Genomic DNA, 20,333 nt, shown 5'->3' on the forward strand with positions numbered 1-20,333 from the left:
GCTGGGTAATTAATGATGAAAAAAGAAGATCAAATATCAGTTATTGTTTCAGTCTATAACACCGAACAGTATTTAGCTCAATGTATTCAAAGTATATTGAAACAAACGTATCAGAACCTTGAACTAATTTTGGTCGATGATGGGTCAACGGATCGCTCACTTGCAATTTGCACTCATTGATGATTATGTAATGCCTAATTATTTAGAGGAGTTATTTGAGGCCTTGAAATCAACTGGGAGCCAGATCGCAATAAGTGACTTTCAGTATTATAAGGGGAATGGTCATCTACTAGTTCACATGCCAGAACACAAGGTTAGTCAGCATATCTTCACTCCACGGGAATGGTTTGATTTTGCTTATACTAACAGGGATGATTTCTTTCAATTAATTTATACTGTTCTTTGGGGAAAACTTTTTCAGCGAGAAGTTCTTAAACAAATTTTTTGCCCAGAAGATACCCAAATTGATGATGAATTTACAACTTGGAAAACGTACCTCCAGACTAGCAAAATTGTTTACTTAGATGACGAGGATTATATTTATCGTCTTAATCAAGAGGGACTCTCGCATTGCAAAAACCAAGAAGACATTCGACCATTGCGGAGCCTGGAGGAGGAGATTACTTTTCTTCACATTTTATGCTATGATCCGCGGATCCTAGAGAAAATTTATATCAAACGGTTAAAGAGATGCCGAAAAGCATACTTGAATGCCGGAATGTACCATGAGTACCAAGATGTTGATTTTAAATTAAGAATGATCGCAAAAAATAAGCCGTGACATTATTAGCTTTAAATAGTAAAGAGGTTGGAGTCAATCCCTGACCTCTTTTAGTTTGTCATGAATTTCGTTTATATGGTAATAAGTGTTTTATTTATGATCTATTTGCATTAAAATTAAGATGTTAGCAAGATTTAGTGGTCAAATTTTAATTATTTGTTGGGGAAAGTTCGTTAAGAGCAAAACCACTATTTCTGTATTTCTAGAAATATATTTGAAAGCGTGTGAAAAATGCGAAAAACATCTCAGTTGTCTAATTTGCGTCGTCGGGTTGCGGTGACGTTGCTTACATTACTGGTTTACATGCTCGGATCGTCAATTCCAGTTCCGTTTGCACGGTTTACCAAGTCGTTTCATCATTTATTAAACAATACGCCGTTGAGCGTTGTTAGCTTCATGAGTGGGGCTAACTTCCAGAAGCTATCGTTGTTCATGATCGGACTAAACCCGCTGATGATTGCAATGCTGATTATGCAACTTTTAATGATGATGAAGCTCTTCAGTCTGGATTCTTTATCAATGCGCCAGATGATGGTGGTTCAACAGTTTGTGACCTTAATCTTAACGTTGATTCAGGCCATTACCCTGGTTATTGGTCTTCACCTAACTTCAGATATCCTGCAAGCGATTGCCGTAATAATTATTTTAACGGCTGGTAGTTTATTCGTTGTCTGGATGGGGTACATGAACATGGAATTTGGTATTGGTGGGACGATCACGATCGTTCTTTTTAACATGGTTACGATGTCACTGCCAAACCTTAAAAAGGCCGTTCAGGGAATTACTACTTTAGGTCACCCAGCATTCTGGATCGTTGCCTTAATTCTTGTCGGAATTCTCGCAATTGTTTTCTGGAACGCCTTTGGTCATGCCTATTACCCGGTTAAGACGATTAATACATCAATGCCAAGTAGCGCCAAACCGATTATTGTGCCAATTGGGCTTAACTCAGGAGCAATGATGACGTACATGATCGGGATGGCCTTATTGATGTTCCCAACAATGATCGGAAGTCTTCTCGGGAGGGATTCAATCTTTGCTAATGTATACTTTGATGCCATTATTAGCGGATTATTAGCATTTGGGTTATTCTACTTTTTTGCATTTATGCAATTCAACCCGAAGGAACAAGCAAAGCAGCTGCGGAACAGCAACAATTACGTTCTCGGAATCCGACCAGGAAAACCAACCCAAGAATACTTGAAACAAAAGTTATTACGGGTCTCATTCTGGGGAGCACTTCTGAACGCCATTCAATTGACACTAGGATTGCTTGGCAATCAGCTATTGGGGAAATTTGCTGGTTTTGCTGTTATCCCAATGAACATTGTTATGTTGGTTATGTTTATGACTGGGATTAAGGATCAATTATTGACCTTGCTGTTCCCAAGTCGTTACGAGAAGTTAATGAAGAAAGAGGGATAATCTTGGATTACTTAGTACCAGCTTGGCATGAATTAATGGAAGACTGGGCGACAACTGTCCCGAAAATTGCTTTTGACGATGCAACGAGTCACATGCAATTGTTACAAAATACCCAGAATAAAGCAGGATTAGTAATAACTGATTACCAGCCCCAGTTAATGACTAAACTGAACGAAATGGCGTTAGCACCTTCAAAGATCTTTTCTGTGTTTGATTATTTGCAGGGGGTTAATCACTTTGCTAGTCGGATTATTGATCTGCATGATCTTAATTGGCCGGATGATACTAGCTTTAACTACACCGCCTTTCGGGTATATGCGATCCGTAAAGATAATCTTTACGCAAAGGTAACATTTGATAATCAAGGGAAAATCCTTACCGTTGAGTACTACGATCAACAGGGACGAATCAACCGCATCCTTGATTTTGACAGTCGCGGTTTTATTTCTCGTGAAAGACGGCTAAATAATCGGCGTCCAGTTCTCCACACCTATTATGATGAGCAGGGACATTGGCGCTTCAAACATCACTTGCAAAGCAATGAAGTAGAAATCAATGCTGATCTGCCACGCTTTACTAAGCAACTTCAATATTCACGGTTGACAGATTTGGTTTCCGAGATCGTTGAGACTCAATTCCTTGCCCATCTTCATAAAGAAGATAACTTAATCGTAACGATGGACGATCATTCCCTGGTTAAAAATGAAACCTTTGCTAAATTGCGGCCGGTTTATTCAGTCAGTGGCTGGCATCCCTTCCAAAAAACACTCCAAGTATTACGCGGGGAGGCTAATCAAGGGGTCCTTGTTGATTCAGAAGAAACGTCTGCAATGTTAAAGAAATCATACGTGGTTGCCATCCAGACAGGGGTAATTCCGCTATTTCCGTCCCAGTTCAAGTTGGGGCACAGTCAGCGGATTAGTCAGCAACGAATCGGTGTCTTCGTGGAAGATGTTGATCCCAACATGCTGCGGCCGATTATCGAATTGGTTTACCAACGACTTCTCAAGAATCCTAAGGGAGAGGCTTTGTACATGTTTGCCTATACTAGCGAAAAAGAACAGTTGGCTAACCAGATGATTGAAGAACTTAAGGCTGCCCACCCCGGAGAATTTAAGTTAAAGCCGGAAAAACCAATGCTGAAACGATCCCTTCCTGATGAGGATGATCAAACACCTGAACTAGAAATTCGGGTTCATCGCTGGACAAACAATAATGATGTGATGAGTGCCTTGGATAAGATTCGCCTCGTTATTGACTGGGGAGAACATCCGGATAGTTTCCTTCAAATGGCAACAATTAATGTTGGAATTCCGCAAATTCGTCAAGTTGGAACAGCTGCTATTGTTGATCGGAAGAATGGCTTTGTTTGTGAGAATATGCTTCAGCTGCCAGTAGCTTTAAGTTACTACATGGATAGCTTGAAGAATTGGAATATGGCGCTAACGTATGATGTTCAAATGCTTAACCAGTATTCAGAAGAGAATATGCTGAAGGTTTGGCAACGAGTTACTGCAAAGTGAGGTGAGAGTTAATGAATGTCCTTCAACTAGGGCCAAGCGATTGGTCAGTAAATTACGCGATTCCGAAAGATGTTAAGTGGGAATATAATGCTTATCCGCGACTGATAAAAGAGGAAAAGCCACACCGCTATACGGTTGTTATTATTACTGGAGCAACCCAGTTGAGTGATGAAGATTGGGCAAAGCTGCAGTGGTTATCTGATCCTTACACCGTCCTTTATGTTCCGGAAGCTAAGGAACAAATTAGTCTTGCGGGGCAAACATATCTCCGTCTCCAACTAGCCAAGCCAATTAATGAGGAACCGCAAGCACTAATTAATACCTTGCCTAGTAAGTATTACTTTGGTCAATCGGGAATACGGATTTCACCACAAAGCCTGATGCTTAATGATCGGTACGTTCAAGAAATGCAGTTCCATGATGAGGGTCACCTGATTCTGAATGTTGATACAAAGGAGGAGTGGCGTTCGTTAGGTAATTATCGGCCATCTCTTTACGTTGACCCAAATCGAGTAATTAAGTTTTGGCTTGAACACCAAAATACTGATGACTTACATCTTCGTGAAGTGCCTCATAATTGTTAGACAAAAGTTCTAACGATTGTGAGGCACTTTTTATGACTAAATACAAACCTGACTTTAAAGCTAAAATTGTCCACGAATATCTGACTACTCCACAAAGTTCTCGAGCCTTGGGGCGCAAATACAGTATCAGTAGCCGACTGATCAGGAAATGGATTCAAAGATATCGCTTAAGTGGGATAGACGCCTTGAAACGGCGTCGTCATCCACGAACCCTTACCGCAGATTTTAAGTTGAGTGTGATAGACTACTACCAAACTCATGAGGAATCGATGGTTAAAGTAGCGGCTCGATTTGACGTGCAAGCGTGCCAAATTTCACTTTGGCGGTCACAGTTCAAGCGAGATGGTATTGAAGCCTTGAAACCTCACCCGAAAGGTAGGCCGTCAAAGGTGAAACATACTAAGAAACGACTTCGTCGTCTTACTAATAAGACTGAAGTGGAACGTTTAAAAGAAGAACTTGCCAAGAAAAGCCAAGAACTCTATGACACAAAATTGGAACGTGACATCTTAAAAAAATCGTTGGCCCTGTTCGGACCCTCCAAGGCAAAGAGAAAACGCAAATAGTTGATCAGATCAGGGCAGATCAAGCATCGCTACCGAAGAAATATCGCTATAAGATTGGTGACATTCTCCATAAAATCAACCTTCCTAAGGCTACTTACCATGATGAGCGCAAGCGCATCGCTAACCATCATGATAAATATGCGAGTGTTAAGCAAGTGATTCTTAGCGTGGCTAAAGAAGGGCAAGTCCGCGGACGATGGACCTACGGTTATCGTCGCGTGAACCAAAAACTGCGGGCAATGGGCATTCATTTGGCGGACATGACGGTGAACAAGTTGATGGCGAAATTAGATGTTCAAGTGGCACTGTATAATCGCCACCGTAGTGGTAAATACTCATCTTATGAAGGTAATGTGGGCACAGTTGCGGATAATCTACTAAAACAACAATTTCAGGCCACCATTCCTTATCAAGTCCTCCACACAGATGTTTCTCAAGTTCGCTTAGCTAATCACAGTTGGGCTTATATTTCCTCAATTATCGATGAAGCCAGTAAGGAAGTTTTAGCCTTCCAATTGAGTCAACATCCTGATCGACAGTTGATTACCGCTACTCTCAACGAGCTATGTACAAAGCTGCCTGATAATGCTCAACCAATTATTCATTCTGATCAGGGGTGGCACTATCAACTGGGGTACTATACCCAAAAGTTAGCTGATAATCACTTTATTCAAAGTATGTCCCGTAAGGGAAATTGTCATGATAACGCACCAATGGAGAGTTTCTTTCACCTGTTTAAGACAGAGTTATTAGATGGTTTCCCACCATGTAAAGACTTAGCTGAATTAAAATCACTCTCAGCTCAATACATTCATTACTTTAATTACCAACGTATCTCCTTAAAAACAAAAGGTATGACTCCGGTTGAATACCGAAATCATACCTTGGTAGCTTAAATAATCAATTTTGTCTAACTTTTTTGTTGCACTTCATCGGTTGCGGGCATTTTACAGTCCGTTAGGTGGGGATGGTGATCCCGCTAAGTCATTTATTCTTGATATGGATACTTCAGATGAACAAGATTTGCCGCTTAAGCCGCTTGAAGTTGGTCGGTTAACCAATGTTCAGTTAGAGGCTCGTGGTCAAGGGGTACTGATTCTTGGTAACCTGCACCTTCGTTGGTCACGACGAGGTGTTGGTCATTATATTGTTGGTGGAGATAGACTAGTTGATCCACAAACAAGAGAAGAGGTTGGCGTTTACTTTAATCCTGGCGATCTAAAGCCACCGCTAAATGTTTACTTTTCTGGTGCCCGTGAATTGGAAGGGTTTGAAGCTTACCCGCTATTCAGAAGTGTCCATGCCCCATCCCTCCTGTTTACGGATCCCCGGCTTGAAGTTGGTCAGTTCTACACCGGCGCTAAAATTTCAGAGTTAATCAAAGAAAAGATCATGACCCACTTGAAAGAGCTGGGCTTCACCAAGGATCAGTTAGTAATGAATGGGATTTCAATGGGAACTTATCCGGCACTAAAGTATGGTGCGGAATTGTCAGCTCATGCAATCATTGTTTCTAAGCCAATTACTAACCTGGGTTACGTCGCGTTACGTGGTCGTCTTCACCGTCCAGATGAATTTGATACAATTTTTGATATTGATTCACAATTAACGAAGAAATTAAGCATTGCCGATCTAAATATGATTGACCAAACATTCTGGGAAGACTTTACTGAATGTGACCTGACTAATACGAAGTTATTTATCGCTTACATGAAAGATGATGACTACGATAATTTGGCATATCATGATCTATCAAACAATCGTGCAGTAAAGAAAGCGCGGCAGTTTATTTATAAGGGTTTCCCTGGACGACACAATGACGATCCAGAAGTTGTTAGCTGGTTTGTCAGTCGACTAAAGGAACTAATGCAAAACGATTTTGGCAGGAAGGGCTAATAAGATGCAGAATTATATTAACCAAGTATATTGGGGACCATCGTGGAATACCTACTATAACGGGTCCAAAGTAACGATTTCCGCCAAAAAGGAAGTGGACTTTAATAATCCGTTAATGGTTCCCGGGAAGGATATTATTAAGTGGGGCTCCGTCTATAATTTTCAGGCGAATAAGATTGTTCCCCAATTACCATTGTTACGAATTAACCAGCGCTACCGAATTTCAATTAAGGCGTCGTCCGAGCCGGCACAGGGTTTCTTTACCCGAATCGTCTTCTTTAATGGACAGGGGGATGAAATTAGTCGGCTTGAATTTCATAACCTTGAAAAGGCATTTACGTTTCCAGAGGGGGCCGTTCATTACGAAGTTAGTCTCGTAAATACGGGGTGTACTAGCCTACAATTTAAACGGCTTGAAATTTGTCCGGCTAAGCTTCCCCGTAGCGTTCACAATGATTTATGGTTCCACAAGCCAGTTAATTCAGATTCTGATCAGCCGGTTAATATTGTTGTAATGCATGACCCAAAGCGGGTGAAGAAAACCTGGGAAACGGTTGGCAAGATGCTCAATGGCTTGCCTTTACAGATCATCAGTATTGGGTGGCAGTATGATGGTGACCTGGCTGATGCAATTGTTCATTGGATTGAACAGAAAAATCAGCTTTATGCACACTTAATTAGTGCATCTGCTGACCTAGATAAGGTCTTACGGAAGGTTCACCAGGCTAGTCCCAAGACACAGCTACTACTGACGGAAGAAAGTCAGGATGACAAATTGCATATTGACTATGAAATTTACGCCAGTCGTGATATTCCCGAGTGGAGTACGGCTAACTTAGTTGATCCGGACTGGATTACAATTACTCACGCAATCAATGGATTATGGGGAGGAGTGAAAGTTAAATGATTCTTGATGCTTTTGAACGTCACCAAATTAAGCGCCAACTGCGGAAAGTCAATAAATGGGCTCCCAAGATGCGCAAGATGAGTGATGAGGAATTAAAGTCACAAACTAAGATTCTCCAAAAGCAATTGGCTGACGGTAAGACTGTTGACCAAATTCTTCCTCGTGCTTTTGCAGCTATGCGTGAGGCCGATTTGCGGGTGCTAAAGATGTTCCCGTATGATGCTCAGGTAATGGGAGCGATTGTCCTTAATCAGGGATACATCGCTGAAATGAAAACCGGTGAAGGGAAAACGTTAACCGCGACCCTCGCCTTATACCTGAATGCGTTGAGTGGCAAGGGCGCAATCCTAGTTACACCGAACGCTTACTTGGCGCAACGTGATGAAGAACAGTTGGCGCCCGTTTATGAATGGATGGGGCTAACGGTAAGTACCGGGTTCCCGAAGGATGATCCTGAGCGAAAGGTTCGACCAGAAGAAAAGCGGCAATGGTATAACTCAGATATTCTCTACACGACCGCTAGTAACCTGGCCTTTGACTACTTATTCAATAACTTAGCAGCCAATAAGGATGGTCAATACTTACGGCCGTACCATTACGTTATTATTGATGAAGTGGATGATGTCCTGCTGGATCAAGCCACTTCACCATTCGTTGTTGCGAGTGCTCCGATGCTTCAGTCTAACCTTTACCGGCTGTGTGATGACTTTGTGCGGACATTGGTTCCTAAACGAGACTTTACCGTTCGTCGTCGGGATAAGGCAATCTGGTTAACGTATAACGGGGTTCAACGAGCCGAACAATATTTCCGGATCCGCAACCTGTATGATGATGAAAGTCGTGAGGTTTACCGTCATATTGCTTTGGCGATGCGGGCTCACTACTTCATGAAAAATGGTCACGACTATCTGGTTGAAAAGGGGAAGGTTGTCCTGCTTGATGAAACCGATGGTCGGCTGAAAAACGGGGTTAAGGTTAATACCGGTCTTCACCAGGCCGTTGAACAAAAGGAGCACGTGAAAGTTACCGATAACCAAAAAACAGCTGCTTCAATCACGTTTCCGAGTTTATTCGGACTATTTGATAAGATCTCTGGAATGAGTGGGACGGTTAAGGGTGATGAAGACGAATTTATCAACGTCTATAACATGAAAGTTGTCCAAATTCCGACCCATAAGCCAGTTATTCGGAAAGACTATCCGCCAAAGATTTACTTAACAACTTCCGAAAAGTTAATGCATGCGTTGAATGACGCAATCACGCTCCATAAAGCAGGACGACCGATTCTGCTAGTTGCCGGTTCGGTGGAAAATTCCGAAATTATTTCAGAACTCTTACTTGACCGCGGAATCCCGCACAACGTCCTGAACGCCTTTAACATTGCCCGTGAAGCTGCCATTGTTAAGGACGCTGGTCAGCCAGGAGCCGTTACGGTCGCAACTAATATGGGCCGGACGAGGGACTGATATTAAGTTGGGCCCTGGCGTTAAGGAGAAGGGCGGTCTTGCTGTTATTGGGACTGAAATGTTACCAGAACGGGTTAAGCTGCAGCTTGCCGGTCGTGCTGGACGGCAGGGAGATCCGGGTTCCAGCCAATTCTACATTTCGTTGGAAGATAGTTATATCGCAAAGGCAAGTACAAAGCGGTTTAAAAAGATGTACCGCAAGTTAGTTGAAAAGCGTCGTAAAGGGGCAATGCCGAAGGAGCTTACCAGTCCTCGAATTCGCTTAAGTCTGGAAATGTTAAAGAGCCGGGTAGCTGATGGTGAAGTCCGGTCACGGAAAAAGACTAACAAGTATGAAGTTGCCCTGCGAATTCAACGAACCCAATTCTATAAGGAACGGGAAAAGTTGATGAATAATGCCCGTCTTGAACGAACCGTTGGTAACTGGTTAAGCGAAGGAATTGACGACTTCCTTAATACCCAGACGGACTGGTCGCCTAGTCAATTGCAACATTTGATTAACGAGCATTTTACTTATCAGGAGGTTAAGATTCCCGATAATTTAATGTATAACCGTAAGGCACTGAAAAAGTACCTGGAAAACTTATGTACAGATATTCTCAAGGATAAATACAAGACGCTGATTAATACGGAACAGTTAAACCAATTTTACCGTTCTGCATTGTTAACCGCCTTGGATAGTTGTTGGACTGATCAGGTTAATTACCTCAATGATTTACGGATCATTGTTGAGCCATGGTCACTTTCTGGTCGTGATCCCGGTTATATTTATCAAGTAAAAGCCTTTGAATCATACAAAAACATGCTACGTGAAGCACGGAAAAAAGCGGTTGATAACTTGCTGCTTAGTCGGATTAAGTTAAATAAGAAGAACCAACTAGTGGTTAGTTTCAACTAGGTAAACGGGAGGACGATTAGATGACTGTATATAATGTCAACCTCGGAATTGGTTGGGCAAGCAGCGGTGTCGAGTACGCCCAGGCTTACCGCGCCCAATCATTACGAAAATTAAAAATACCAGCTAAGTTTATTTTTTCGGATCTAATCTTGGCAAACAACATTGAGGACTTAACGAAAAACCTTGGTTATTCTGACGATGAGATCATTTGGTTCTACAATTTCTTTACTGATGTAAAAATCGCACCATCAGACTATCCTCTGAGTAAGTTTGCGGATGATATTAACCTTAAAGACCGGAGCTTTAGCTGTAAGGAGATCAATGGGGGCAAGAATTACTTCTACACTTCTGATGAAGAAGGACTATCGATCAATGTTCGCTTCCATGATCCCGAAAAGAAGACAATTGATCAGGTTTCCTATGTTGCCAATGGCGCAATGGTAAAACGTGATTTCTACTCGTACACGAAATACGCGACCGAATATTATAGCGGCGAAAAGAACGGCAACCATGTAGTTTACCGTGACTTCTATAATGAGGACGGCAGTGTTGCTTACACTCAACATCTTCGGGGAAAGTATGAAATCTTTGAATTTCCTGATCAGATTTATTATTCAAAGAATGATCTTTATCTTGAAATGTTACAACGACTTCACTTGACGAAGGATGACACGATTATTCTTGACCGTGAGGATGATGGAAACATTCTGATTAATGGTCAGTTAATTTTTGAACATCATAATCCGGCTAAGTTAGTAATTGTTGTCCATGCAGATCACTATGATGAACACTATACTAACAAGAAGAATGTTTTGTGGAATAACTTCTACGAGTACCAGTTTACCCATACAAAGGATGTTGCTAGTTTCATCGTGGCCACTGATAAGCAGCGTGAACTGTTATCCAAGCAATTTAAGCAATACCAGAACGTGATACCGAACGTTACTACTATTCCAGTGGGAAACCTGCAGAAGTTGACGAAGCCAACCACTAAGCGGAAGCCGCATTCACTAATTACTGCCTCGCGGTTAGCTACTGAAAAGCATATTGACTGGTTAGTAAAGGCAGTTGCTAAGGCACATAAGGAAGTTCCAGACGTTACCTTGGATATCTACGGTCAGGGTGGCGAAATGGGCCGGCTGACTGAGCTAATCAACCAGTACCATGCAAATGATTATATTCGGTTGATGGGGCAACATGACCTTACCGATGTTTATAAGAATTATGCAGCCTATATTGCTGGTTCTACTAGCGAGGGCTTTGGCTTGAGTCTTCTGGAAGCAGTTGGGTCAGGATTGCCGATGATCGGGTTTGACGTGCCATATGGTAACCAGACCTTCATTGATGATGGCAAGAACGGTTACTTATTACCGTATACTCAAGATTGGAGCGATGATAAGAAGGTTGACCTCTTAGCTGATGCAGTTATCAAACTCTTTACCACCGCTGATCAGGAGAAATTCATCCAGCACTCCTATGACCTTGCGGAACCATACCTCACCGATAACGTTGCTAAGCGGTGGGGAAAGCTATTGGAGGAATTAAAACATGATTAACCTATTTGAAAAATATGATGGCAGTTCTCGTGACTTCCTCTTTTCACAAAAAACGGCAAAGATCAAGATTCCGTCAGTAGCGATGGTTGATGATGGCTTCTTGCCTGACGATGTTGATTCGCCGTTTAAGTATTTCTGTAATTTGACTGATAACCATGATCCGTTGTACTTTGATCAGCTTAAGATTCCGTATTATTGGCGGATCTTGAGTACAGCCTCTGAAGGCCGGATTTATGATTTAGATAAGAGAAAGGCCCAGATCTTTTATAGTTCTACAAACAATACGCGGCTAGTGAAGGAAGTTCGCTGGTCTGATGATATTGGTCCGGTTTCATGGGTCGACCATTACAATAATCATGGGCACTTATTTGCTAAAACCTACTATGAGAATGGTCAGGCAAAGTACCGGAAGTATTTTGATAATCACGGCAAAATTGTGATTGAGTGGAACCTTACCGCTGGCGATATTTTCTTAGATACCAAGAAGATTCACCGCCACTTTACTTCATTACCGCAGTTCGTCACATTCTACCTTCAGTTACGAAAGTATAACCTTGATCACATCTTCTATAATTCCCTTAGCTACCCGTTATGGGTAATGGATCAATTACCAGCTAATGGTTCAGATACGCTCTTCTGGAATGAAGATACTGGCGCAAAGATCCCCGGGAATATGCAGTACTTGCTGGATAAGAAGACGAGGACAAAGCATATTGTTTTCCAACGTCATCGTGATTGGATGCGTCGACGGGAATTATTCCCTAATGGTACTGGTAATGTTGACGTTCTCCAATATTTGGGGATGATTTACCCGCACCCACGGGGGAATAAGCTACAACCAAGCATTCTCATTATGACTAATTCTGACCAAATTGATCATTTAGATGAATTAGTGCGGGCAATGCCAAATATTCAATTCCATATTGCTGCGGTGACTGAAATGTCCGGGAAGCTCCTCGCATTTGGTGAACGACCAAATGTAACGGTTTATCCAAACGTTAGCCGTCAACGGGCTTTGCAATTATTGAAAGATTGTGACGTCTACCTTGATATTAACCGGGGGAGTGAAATCCTTGATAGTGTCCGGGCAGCGTTTGAACAAAACATGTTAATCCTTGGCTTTAAGGACACCTTGCATGAACCGCAATTTGTTGCGCCACAAAATATTTTTGATCAAAACCAGGCCAAAGAAATGACCCAAACGATTTTGACAGCGTTGCTTAAGCCAGCATTGATGGAGAAACTAATCGATACCCAGCGTGAACATGCTAATGATGCGACTGTTGAACAGTACAAAGAAGTGATTGGAGCGTTGACAAATGGCAAAGCAAGATAAAGATAATGAATCAATGGTAGAGAAACATGCCCTTGACCGGTTGAACCACGTTGAAAAGGAACACCGAAAAGCGTACGCTAAGAAACCTGAAAAGTTTAGTCCGGCCAAGATCATTATGGGGATTATCCTGATTATTGTTCTGCTAACCTCGTTGGTAAGTATTTTCTAGCTAAAACGAGACCTTGTTCAATTGATAACTTACAAAAAGTTAGGATATTCTATTGACTTTTAGCTATTATCGGGTAGAATTTAATTAATTCATCACGAAGGGAGTACAGATTATGCTGAATAATGTCATGCCAAATGAATTCTGTTCTGCTTGTTGCGTTGCTTGTAACAAGTTTTTTGGCGTGATTAAAATTCAGTAATTTGTATTCTAGTAAAATCAAAGGTAATCAAGCTATTTTTAGATTGATTATTAACAAACTAGGCTTACAATTCTGAATTTGAATTGTAAGCCTTTTTTCACTTCGCGGTAAAAGAAAAGAGAGGATGATCTTTATATGGATTGGACGATTATCCAGCAGAGTCTCCCTAACTTTGTCCAAGGGTTCAAATTAACTCTTTGGCTTTCGCTAGTTGGGATTGTCGGCTCAATCATTGTTGGAATTATCACCAGTTTAGTACAGTATTTTCGGGTTCCAGGTCTCCGGCAGGTTCTTAACGTTTACGTTGAGGTTGCAAGGAACACTCCATTACTAATTCAGCTATTTTTCTTATACTATGCCTTTCCGGTAATGGGGATTAAAATGACGGCTGAGACCTGTGGGATTATTGGGTTGATTTTCCTTGGCGGGGCATACATGGCCGAAGGATTTACCGGTGGTTTTAATGGGGTTAGCCAAACCCAGATTGATGCTGGTGAAGCACTAGGGATGAATCAGTATCAGCTTGCACGGTACGTTATTCTTCCGCAGGGATTGTCATTAAGCGTTCCGGCTTTAGCGGCGAACATCATTTTCCTAATCAAGGAAACGTCAATCTTTTCCGTAATTGCAATTCCAGAGCTGACCAATACGGCTCTTGACTTGATTGGAATGTACTACCGGTCAAACGAGTACTTGTTTGTGTTGGTAATCGCCTACGCAATTATCTTGATCCCGGTAATCTTACTGCTTGACTGGCTTGAAAGAAGGGTTCGGTATGGCTCATTCGGGAATTAGTGTTTTATTTGAAGGAACAAACTTTGCCCGGTTAATGGGTGGGCTGTGGACATCGGTTTGGATTGCGGTTGTTTCGTTAGCAATTGGCTTGTTACTGGGAACCATCTTCGGTCTTTTAAGAACCCTGCCTAGTCGAATTATTCGGTTTATCCTGCTTCTTTACCTCGAGTTCTTTCGGATTGTGCCGACAGTAGTTCTCTTGTTCCTGGTTTACTACATTTTACCGCGACAGTTTAATGTTAATTTGCCGGCAACCTGGATGGCAGTTCTGGCGTTCTCCTTGTGGGTTGCAGCTGAATTTAGCGATATTGTTCGAGGAGCGCTTGAATCGGTTCCTAAACACCAGCGTGAGTCAGGATTAGCATTGGGGTTGAACCAATGGCAATTATTCCGTTATGTCCTGTTGCCCCAAGCAATCCAGCTGGAACTCCCGGCAACAATCAACTTAGCAACGCGGGTGATTAAGACAACCTCGCTATTGCTGATGATTAGTGTTATGGATGTCATCAATGTTGGTCAACAGATCATCGAAGCAAATAACCAAACGCACCCAACCGGTATTTTCTGGGTATATGGTCTGATTTTCATCCTCTACTTCATTGTTGACTACCCATTATCTCTCTGGGCAAAGCATCTCACTGCAAAAGAAGAGCATTAATTTTAGTAGGTGGTAATATGGCAGAAGAAATTCTTAAAGTTGAACATTTAAATAAGTTTTATGGTGATTGGCAAGCTCTTCATGACATTAACTTTGAATTGAAGAAGGGCGAGGTTGTGACGTTACTAGGCCCTTCTGGTTCTGGAAAGAGTACGTTGATCCGAACCCTGAATGGTCTGGAACCTTTTCGGGATGGGAGCATCTATTTCAAGGGAAATAAGGTTAACCCTTCACCAAAGGAATGGCAGGAGTTGCGCCAAAAGATCGGAATGGTTTTTCAGAGTTACGACTTATTCCCGAACTTGACTGTTTTGGATAATATCCTCTTAGCACCGACAAAGGTCCAGAAGCGGAATCGGGAAGAGGTTAAGAAAGAAGCAATGACCCTATTGGAACGGGTTGATCTGGCAGACCAAGCAAATTCATATCCTCGTCAGTTGTCAGGTGGTCAAAAGCAACGAATTGCAATTGTCCGGGCATTAGCGATGCATCCTGAACTAATGCTTTTCGATGAGGTCACTGCTTCCCTCGACCCAGAAATGGTGCGGGGGGTTCTCGAGATTATTAAGGAGTTATCTGATCGGGATCACATGACGATGATTATTGTTACTCATGAAATGAATTTTGCGGCACAGATTGCGGATCAAGTTCTCTTCCTGGAAAACGGTCGAATTTTAGAGGAGACACCAGGGAAGCAGTTCTTTGAACATCCGCAAACTGCTCGAGCAGAAGAATTCTTATCAAGCATGGAGTTTTAGAAAGGGAGAATTGATATGTTGAAGATTAATTGGAAAAAGATTATTGCCGGTGCTGTTGCTGTAGCAGGAGCAGTAGCCTTGCTCGCTGGTTCAAGTTACCTTAAGCCAGCCACCGTAAATGCCGCGAGTGATTCTAGTTCCGTTTCTGCAATTAAGAAGCGGGGGACTTTACGAGTTGCCGTCTTTGGTGATTTGCCACCATATGGCTGGGTGAACAAGGATGGTAAGCGTGTTGGTTACGATGTTGAATTGGCACGGCGGATGGCGAAGGATCTTGGTGTTAAGCCAAAGTTTATTCAAGTTAACGCTAACAACCGGGTTGATACGTTGAATTCTAATAAAGCCGATATCGTTTTAGCTAACTTCACTGTTACCCCTGAGCGGAAGAAGGTTGTTGACTTTGCTAAGCCTTACATGAAAGTATCCGTTGGGGTTGTTTCGCCAAAGAAGAAGGCAATCACTAAGGTTAGTCAATTAAAAGGCAAGAAGGTCATCGTTACTAAGGGAACCACCGCTGAAAACTACTTCACTAGTAAGCAACCAGGTGTTCAACTATTGAAGTTTGATTCGAAGACCCAACAATTCAACGCCCTGAAGAATAACCGGGCCGCAGCACTTGCCGATGACAACTCATACCTTTACGCTTGGGTAAAGAATAATCCTAAGTACACTGTTGGTATTAAGAGTATCGGTCCTAAGCAATACATCTCTCCAGCCGTAAAGAAGGGGAACAAGTCCCTCCTCGATTGGAGTAATAAAGAAATCACCAAGTTAAATAAGGAAGACTTCTTTACTAAAGATTACAATAGCCAACTCAAGCCTTACTTCGGTAGTGAAGTAAAGCCATCGGATATTGTGTTGAATAATAAGTAGAGTGTCTTCGCCCCAAAGAGTTCCCGGAAAGCTAGCAATTTCCCTCGACGAAGGCGACTTGCGCCTAGGAGAGAGGTTGCTAGCTCTAGGGAACTCGGGCGAAGCACGTTTCGGCAATGTTGCATTAGAACATTAGCTCTAGCAGATCCTGACTCTACTACCTAGAACAATCTCCAACACAAAAACCAGCAACATCGTAATTGGTGTTGCTGGTTTTTCAGTTTGAATATAATACTAATTACAAATTTTCATCCGTCTTAAAGTTTAACTCGCAGTAATCAGTCATCTTCGTAATTAACTCCATTGCGAGGTTGCGGTATGCGGTTAGGGTATCGTTAGCAAATTTGTCACTTTGTTCGTTTAAGTAGTTGGTTAATGCATCCCCTTGCAATGCAGCTGCCTTAGTATCAGTTTCGCGAATTAACTTTTGTGCAGCGGCGTTCCGTTCCTTTTGAACATCCCGTAGTAGGGGAAGAAAGTCATGAAGGTGACTATCAACCAGAACACTGGCATGTTTGAAGATCCAGTAAGCGGAATTTAATTGGGCCGGTAGTTTTCCTCGACCATAGGCGGCTGGCAACTTGGTAATCCCGTTAAAGAATGGAACATAGGTACTTTCATTAGCCACCCCCATGGCGAGCCAGTGAATATCTGGACCCTTACGGCCGGTTTGGAGAATATGTGATTCTTGAGTTTTTGCCAAGCTGATTGGCCGGTATTTGTGGGCATTCGGACTGCTCGTCAACGGATCAAATTCGGTTCCCTCATAGTGATTGCTCAAGTAGTTTTGTGCATCAATCACTGAAAGAAGGCGATCCGGCTTCATCAAGAATGGTAATTCAGTTGATTCTGGTGTTTCAGCACTAGCTTGACGAGGACTGAACATTTGATGACCGATCCAAACCCGTGGTTCACTATAAATTGCATCCGACCGGTCAGCTGTTCCGAAGATTTTACGAAAGTTAAATGTCGTTGGATCTGGATTAAGATGGTTCTTTTCAACGAATTCCTGAATCCCAGGATGGAACATGAAGTTATCTGGGTCGTTAAAATCAATTTCTTGGATTGCTAATTGGTTAGCAACAACCGCATAACAATCATCAGGAATTCGCTGGGCAACCCAGTAATGGCCAGCACCGCTTTCAAAGTACCAAGCTTCGTTATCGTCAGCAAACAGGACACCGTTAGTTTCGCCCGTTCCGTATTTGGCGATTAAATTACCAAGACGGAGAACTCCTTCACGAGCAGTTTTAATGAATGGCAAAACAACGGTTACCATTGCTTCTTCGTTCAGGCCGTTCTTGACTAGTGGATCAGCACCTAAAACCAGACTATTGGAATAGGCGCTTTCGGTTGCGCTCATTGCAACGTTGTACTCGTTAATTCCGTCCTCTTCAAATAACCCGTACTTATCAGTCCATTCAGGTGTAGCGGAGTAGCGGGCACTGTCATCAGGAAGTTCAAGTTCCAATTTAGTTTCTTTTGAAATGAATTTACGTGGCACAGCACCGTGAGGGTGAACGACCATGTGCTTTGGCCATGCGGCTTTAGCGTCTTCGTTTCGACCAATCATAATTGAGCCATCAATACTGGCTTTTTTTCCAATCAAAATACTCGTACAAGCGGATAATTTGTTTGGCATCTTTAAAACCCCTTTTAATTAATTAAGTGTGAGTACCAAATTGTTCTCAAAATAACGGTTGCTCACTAACATTCTTTCTTAATTATACACCGCTTAGATTAGCAGTGAAAATTTCACCCAGTGAATTCTTTTGCCGTGCACTAGAAAAAGATCATATAATTAGGTTGATTATTTTTTTCGTAAGAGAGGGAAAATTATGCAACAGTTATCAATGCTAATTATTATGTTGGCGGCACTTATTATCCCGATTGCAATGGCTCGATTTAAGGTTTCAAGTATTCCGACCGCCGTTGCAGAAATCGTTGCGGGAATTCTCCTGGGGAAGAGTGCCTTTAATATTGTTCAGGAAACGTCTTCACTGACGTTGCTTTCTGGTTTAGGGGTAATTATCTTAATGTTCCTCTCCGGAATGGAAATTAATTTTGACCTCTTTAAAAAAGCCCCTGGTCAGAAAAAACGTGATGCTAAGTCCCCAGTTTCAATCGCTGTCCTTAGTTTCATCTGTGTGATTATTACCGCCTTTCTGTTGGGCGTGTTCCTTTATTTCACGGGACTGTTCTCTGATATTCTACTGGCAACGTTACTCTTTTCAACGATTGCTTTAGGGGTTGTTATCGCAACGCTTAAGGAAAAGGAGATCCTCGGTCGGCCGATGGGGCAGACACTCTTGTTAACTGCTGTCCTCGGTGAAGTAATTCCGATGTTGGCATTGACATTTTATGCCTCAATTTATGGTCACAACGCGGGGCGTCTTTGGCTAATCGTGCTTCTTTTCTTGGCAGCCATTTTCCTTTTACGTCGGTTCCGTCAACCCTATGTCTGGTTCAATAATGTTTCTAAGGCGACTACCCAACTTGATATTCGATTAGCCTTTTTCCTGATTTTTACTTTGGTGACGGTTGCTGAATCAGTTGGGGCAGAAAATATTCTGGGGGCCTTCCTTGCTGGGATGGTTATGAAATTACTGGAACCAAGCGAGGCTACACAGGAAAAGTTAACTTCAATTGGTTACGGCTTTTTTATCCCGATCTTCTTTATTATGACGGGGGTCCGATTAGATCTAAAATCGTTATTTGCTAATAGTACTGCACTAGCGTTAATTCCAGTTTTGGTGGCCTGCTTTATTATCGCCAAGCTACCAACAATGTTAATCTATCGTCGGCGGTTTAACAGCCGAAATTCGTTTGCTGGTAGTTTCCTAACCGTTACAACCATTACTTTGGTACTGCCATCACTACAAGTGGCTAAGGACCTTCATGCAATTACAAATACGCAATCAGATGCCTTCGTGTTGGCGGCCGTGATTGTTTGTGTCGTGGCACCAATCGTCTTTAATTCAACCTATAAGTTAAATAAAGAAGACCTGGTTAAGGAACGGGTTGTCATTATTGGTGCAAATATCTTAACTGTTCCGGTTGCCCAGCAGTTGTCCCATAATTGGTATATTGTTCGGATGCTGACCGACAACCAAGATAACTACAAGACTTTCAACAGCGAGGTTGATGATTTAAAATACCTTGAAAAAATTGATGAGCAGGCGCTTGATAACGGAGATTACTTTGATACTGACGTGATGGTTCTTGGCTTCAGAAATGATAATAAGAATTATCAAATGGCAGTCCTAGCAAAAAAGCATGGTGTTAAGCGGGTAATTGCGAGTGTTCAGAACCCAAAGATTTCTACCGAACACATTGATGAGCTTAATCGTCTCGGGGTAGAAATCTTCAATAGCTTTGTGGTCCAGAATAGTGTTCTGCGTTCGCTGATTGAATCACCATCGGTCTTTGAAATGCTGATGAGTGCTCATTCAGGATTGTTTGAAGCGACAATTCATAATCAGCGTTATGTTGGTATTGAACTTCGCAGCCTACCATTTATTGATCAAATTACGGTTAGTCGAATTTACCGCAAGCATAAGCCGATTTCGCCAAGTGGGGATACTGTTCTTGAATATGGTGATCACATTCTTTACACTGGGCCGTATGAGATTGTTAATGAAGTACGGAAACGGCTTGGTCGTCGTGGTTAATAAGAATAATTGCCGGAAGATAGTCGATTATGGTAAGATTAAATAAATTTAACAAGGGAGGGCATACAAATGCCATTAGTACATATTGATTTGCTTGAAGGTCGGACTGATGAACAGTTAAAGGCCTTGGTAAAGGATGTTACAGCTGCTATTTCGAAGGATGCTAATGTCCCAGCTGAACGAATTCACATCGTTTTAAATGAAATGCGAAAAGACCGTTACAGTGTTGCTGGCAAGATGGTTAGCGACAAGTAAACAGAGCATTAGAGGGG

19 protein-coding genes and 1 pseudogene are annotated in these 20,333 nt (G+C 42.2%); 19 read left to right on the forward strand and 1 reads right to left on the reverse strand.

Annotation, left to right across the window (positions count from 1 at the left end):
• Nucleotides 1-15 precede the first annotated feature (15 nt).
• From PRK60_RS03720 to PRK60_RS03800, 17 genes and pseudogenes are all read left to right on the forward strand, one after another.
• A complete protein-coding gene (locus PRK60_RS03720) occupies nt 16-180 on the forward strand; it encodes a glycosyltransferase family 2 protein (protein WP_273646429.1) in 165 nt (54 codons plus the stop codon).
• Between the two features lie 43 nt (nt 181-223).
• Nucleotides 224-781 carry a hypothetical protein gene (locus PRK60_RS03725; protein ID WP_273646342.1) on the forward strand — a complete coding sequence of 186 codons (558 nt, stop codon included), beginning with the start codon at nt 224-226 and terminating at the stop codon, nt 779-781.
• Nucleotides 782-1,012: 231 nt separating this feature from the next.
• Nucleotides 1,013-2,206, forward strand: a complete 1,194-nt coding sequence (secY2, locus tag PRK60_RS03730) for an accessory Sec system protein translocase subunit SecY2 (protein ID WP_102169233.1) — start codon at nt 1,013-1,015, stop codon at nt 2,204-2,206.
• Nucleotides 2,207-2,208: 2 nt separating this feature from the next.
• Nucleotides 2,209-3,729 carry an accessory Sec system protein Asp1 gene (gene asp1 / locus PRK60_RS03735; RefSeq protein ID WP_102169234.1) on the forward strand — a complete coding sequence of 507 codons (1,521 nt, stop codon included), beginning with the start codon at nt 2,209-2,211 and terminating at the stop codon, nt 3,727-3,729.
• Between the two features lie 11 nt (nt 3,730-3,740).
• Complete coding sequence (locus PRK60_RS03740) at nt 3,741-4,313, forward strand: accessory Sec system protein Asp2 (RefSeq protein WP_273646343.1); 573 nt, start codon at nt 3,741-3,743, stop codon at nt 4,311-4,313.
• Nucleotides 4,314-4,345: 32 nt separating this feature from the next.
• Entirely contained in the window at nt 4,346-4,879 is a 534-nt protein-coding gene (locus PRK60_RS03745) for a helix-turn-helix domain-containing protein (RefSeq protein WP_102169382.1), read from the forward strand.
• Nucleotides 4,880-4,887: 8 nt separating this feature from the next.
• A complete protein-coding gene (locus PRK60_RS03750) occupies nt 4,888-5,775 on the forward strand; it encodes an IS3 family transposase (protein ID WP_260846181.1) in 888 nt (295 codons plus the stop codon).
• A gap of 10 nt (nt 5,776-5,785) precedes the next feature.
• Complete coding sequence (asp2, locus tag PRK60_RS03755; protein ID WP_273646344.1) at nt 5,786-6,775, forward strand: accessory Sec system protein Asp2; 990 nt, start codon at nt 5,786-5,788, stop codon at nt 6,773-6,775.
• A gap of 4 nt (nt 6,776-6,779) precedes the next feature.
• Nucleotides 6,780-7,682, forward strand: a complete 903-nt coding sequence (gene asp3, locus PRK60_RS03760) for an accessory Sec system protein Asp3 (protein WP_178695744.1) — start codon at nt 6,780-6,782, stop codon at nt 7,680-7,682.
• Nucleotides 7,679-10,046: pseudogene (gene secA2 / locus PRK60_RS03765) on the forward strand (accessory Sec system translocase SecA2). The gene asp3 and the pseudogene secA2 overlap by 4 nt, the downstream one beginning before the upstream one ends.
• A 20-nt stretch (nt 10,047-10,066) precedes the next feature.
• Nucleotides 10,067-11,602 (forward strand): accessory Sec system glycosyltransferase GtfA, encoded by a 1,536-nt coding sequence (gtfA, locus tag PRK60_RS03770; RefSeq protein ID WP_273646345.1) that lies wholly within the window; start codon nt 10,067-10,069, stop codon nt 11,600-11,602.
• On the forward strand, nt 11,595-12,938 hold the full coding sequence (gene gtfB, locus PRK60_RS03775) for an accessory Sec system glycosylation chaperone GtfB (protein WP_273646346.1): 1,344 nt from the start codon (nt 11,595-11,597) through the stop codon (nt 12,936-12,938). Before gtfA ends, gtfB begins: the two co-directional genes overlap by 8 nt.
• Nucleotides 12,922-13,107, forward strand: coding sequence for a hypothetical protein (locus PRK60_RS03780; protein ID WP_102169239.1), 186 nt, complete (start codon nt 12,922-12,924; stop codon nt 13,105-13,107). Before gtfB ends, PRK60_RS03780 begins: the two co-directional genes overlap by 17 nt.
• Nucleotides 13,108-13,441: 334 nt before the next feature.
• Complete coding sequence (locus PRK60_RS03785) at nt 13,442-14,101, forward strand: amino acid ABC transporter permease (RefSeq protein ID WP_102169240.1); 660 nt, start codon at nt 13,442-13,444, stop codon at nt 14,099-14,101.
• A complete protein-coding gene (locus PRK60_RS03790) occupies nt 14,082-14,759 on the forward strand; it encodes an amino acid ABC transporter permease (protein WP_003717460.1) in 678 nt (225 codons plus the stop codon). Before PRK60_RS03785 ends, PRK60_RS03790 begins: the two co-directional genes overlap by 20 nt.
• 17 nt (nt 14,760-14,776) lie before the next feature.
• The gene (locus PRK60_RS03795; RefSeq protein ID WP_102169241.1) at nt 14,777-15,517 is read left to right on the forward strand and encodes an amino acid ABC transporter ATP-binding protein; all 741 of its coding nucleotides are present in this window, start codon (nt 14,777-14,779) and stop codon (nt 15,515-15,517) included.
• 15 nt (nt 15,518-15,532) lie between these two features.
• Complete coding sequence (locus tag PRK60_RS03800) at nt 15,533-16,390, forward strand: transporter substrate-binding domain-containing protein (protein WP_102169242.1); 858 nt, start codon at nt 15,533-15,535, stop codon at nt 16,388-16,390.
• Nucleotides 16,391-16,628: 238 nt separating this feature from the next.
• On the opposite strand, the gene PRK60_RS03805 is transcribed toward PRK60_RS03800, so the two are convergent.
• Complete coding sequence (locus tag PRK60_RS03805) at nt 16,629-18,032, reverse strand: C69 family dipeptidase (RefSeq protein WP_102169243.1); 1,404 nt, start codon at nt 18,030-18,032, stop codon at nt 16,629-16,631.
• A gap of 196 nt (nt 18,033-18,228) precedes the next feature.
• Here PRK60_RS03805 and PRK60_RS03810 point away from each other — a divergent pair, with 196 nt between their 5' ends.
• Together PRK60_RS03810 and PRK60_RS03815 are read left to right on the forward strand one after the other, a co-directional pair.
• Entirely contained in the window at nt 18,229-20,061 is a 1,833-nt protein-coding gene (locus PRK60_RS03810; protein ID WP_273646347.1) for a cation:proton antiporter family protein, read from the forward strand.
• Nucleotides 20,062-20,130: 69 nt separating this feature from the next.
• Nucleotides 20,131-20,316, forward strand: a complete 186-nt coding sequence (locus tag PRK60_RS03815) for a 2-hydroxymuconate tautomerase (RefSeq protein WP_124031687.1) — start codon at nt 20,131-20,133, stop codon at nt 20,314-20,316.
• The last annotated feature ends 17 nt before the right edge of the window (nt 20,317-20,333 follow it).

The organism is Limosilactobacillus portuensis (genome assembly GCF_028607025.1).
Classification (GTDB): Bacteria; Bacillota; Bacilli; order Lactobacillales; family Lactobacillaceae; genus Limosilactobacillus; species Limosilactobacillus portuensis.

Coding starts and splice junctions, on each gene's coding strand:
- PRK60_RS03815 (WP_124031687.1), top strand. CDS start 20,131: ATGCCATTAGTACATATTGATTTGCTTGAAGGTCGGACTGATGAACAG.
- PRK60_RS03810 (WP_273646347.1), top strand. CDS start 18,229: ATGCAACAGTTATCAATGCTAATTATTATGTTGGCGGCACTTATTATC.
- PRK60_RS03805 (WP_102169243.1), bottom strand. CDS start 18,032: ATGCCAAACAAATTATCCGCTTGTACGAGTATTTTGATTGGAAAAAAA.
- PRK60_RS03780 (WP_102169239.1), top strand. CDS start 12,922: ATGGCAAAGCAAGATAAAGATAATGAATCAATGGTAGAGAAACATGCC.
- PRK60_RS03800 (WP_102169242.1), top strand. CDS start 15,533: ATGTTGAAGATTAATTGGAAAAAGATTATTGCCGGTGCTGTTGCTGTA.
- asp3 (WP_178695744.1), top strand. CDS start 6,780: ATGCAGAATTATATTAACCAAGTATATTGGGGACCATCGTGGAATACC.
- PRK60_RS03720 (WP_273646429.1), top strand. CDS start 16: ATGAAAAAAGAAGATCAAATATCAGTTATTGTTTCAGTCTATAACACC.
- PRK60_RS03745 (WP_102169382.1), top strand. CDS start 4,346: ATGACTAAATACAAACCTGACTTTAAAGCTAAAATTGTCCACGAATAT.
- secY2 (WP_102169233.1), top strand. CDS start 1,013: ATGCGAAAAACATCTCAGTTGTCTAATTTGCGTCGTCGGGTTGCGGTG.
- PRK60_RS03740 (WP_273646343.1), top strand. CDS start 3,741: ATGAATGTCCTTCAACTAGGGCCAAGCGATTGGTCAGTAAATTACGCG.
- gtfA (WP_273646345.1), top strand. CDS start 10,067: ATGACTGTATATAATGTCAACCTCGGAATTGGTTGGGCAAGCAGCGGT.
- PRK60_RS03785 (WP_102169240.1), top strand. CDS start 13,442: ATGGATTGGACGATTATCCAGCAGAGTCTCCCTAACTTTGTCCAAGGG.
- PRK60_RS03795 (WP_102169241.1), top strand. CDS start 14,777: ATGGCAGAAGAAATTCTTAAAGTTGAACATTTAAATAAGTTTTATGGT.
- PRK60_RS03790 (WP_003717460.1), top strand. CDS start 14,082: ATGGCTCATTCGGGAATTAGTGTTTTATTTGAAGGAACAAACTTTGCC.
- gtfB (WP_273646346.1), top strand. CDS start 11,595: ATGATTAACCTATTTGAAAAATATGATGGCAGTTCTCGTGACTTCCTC.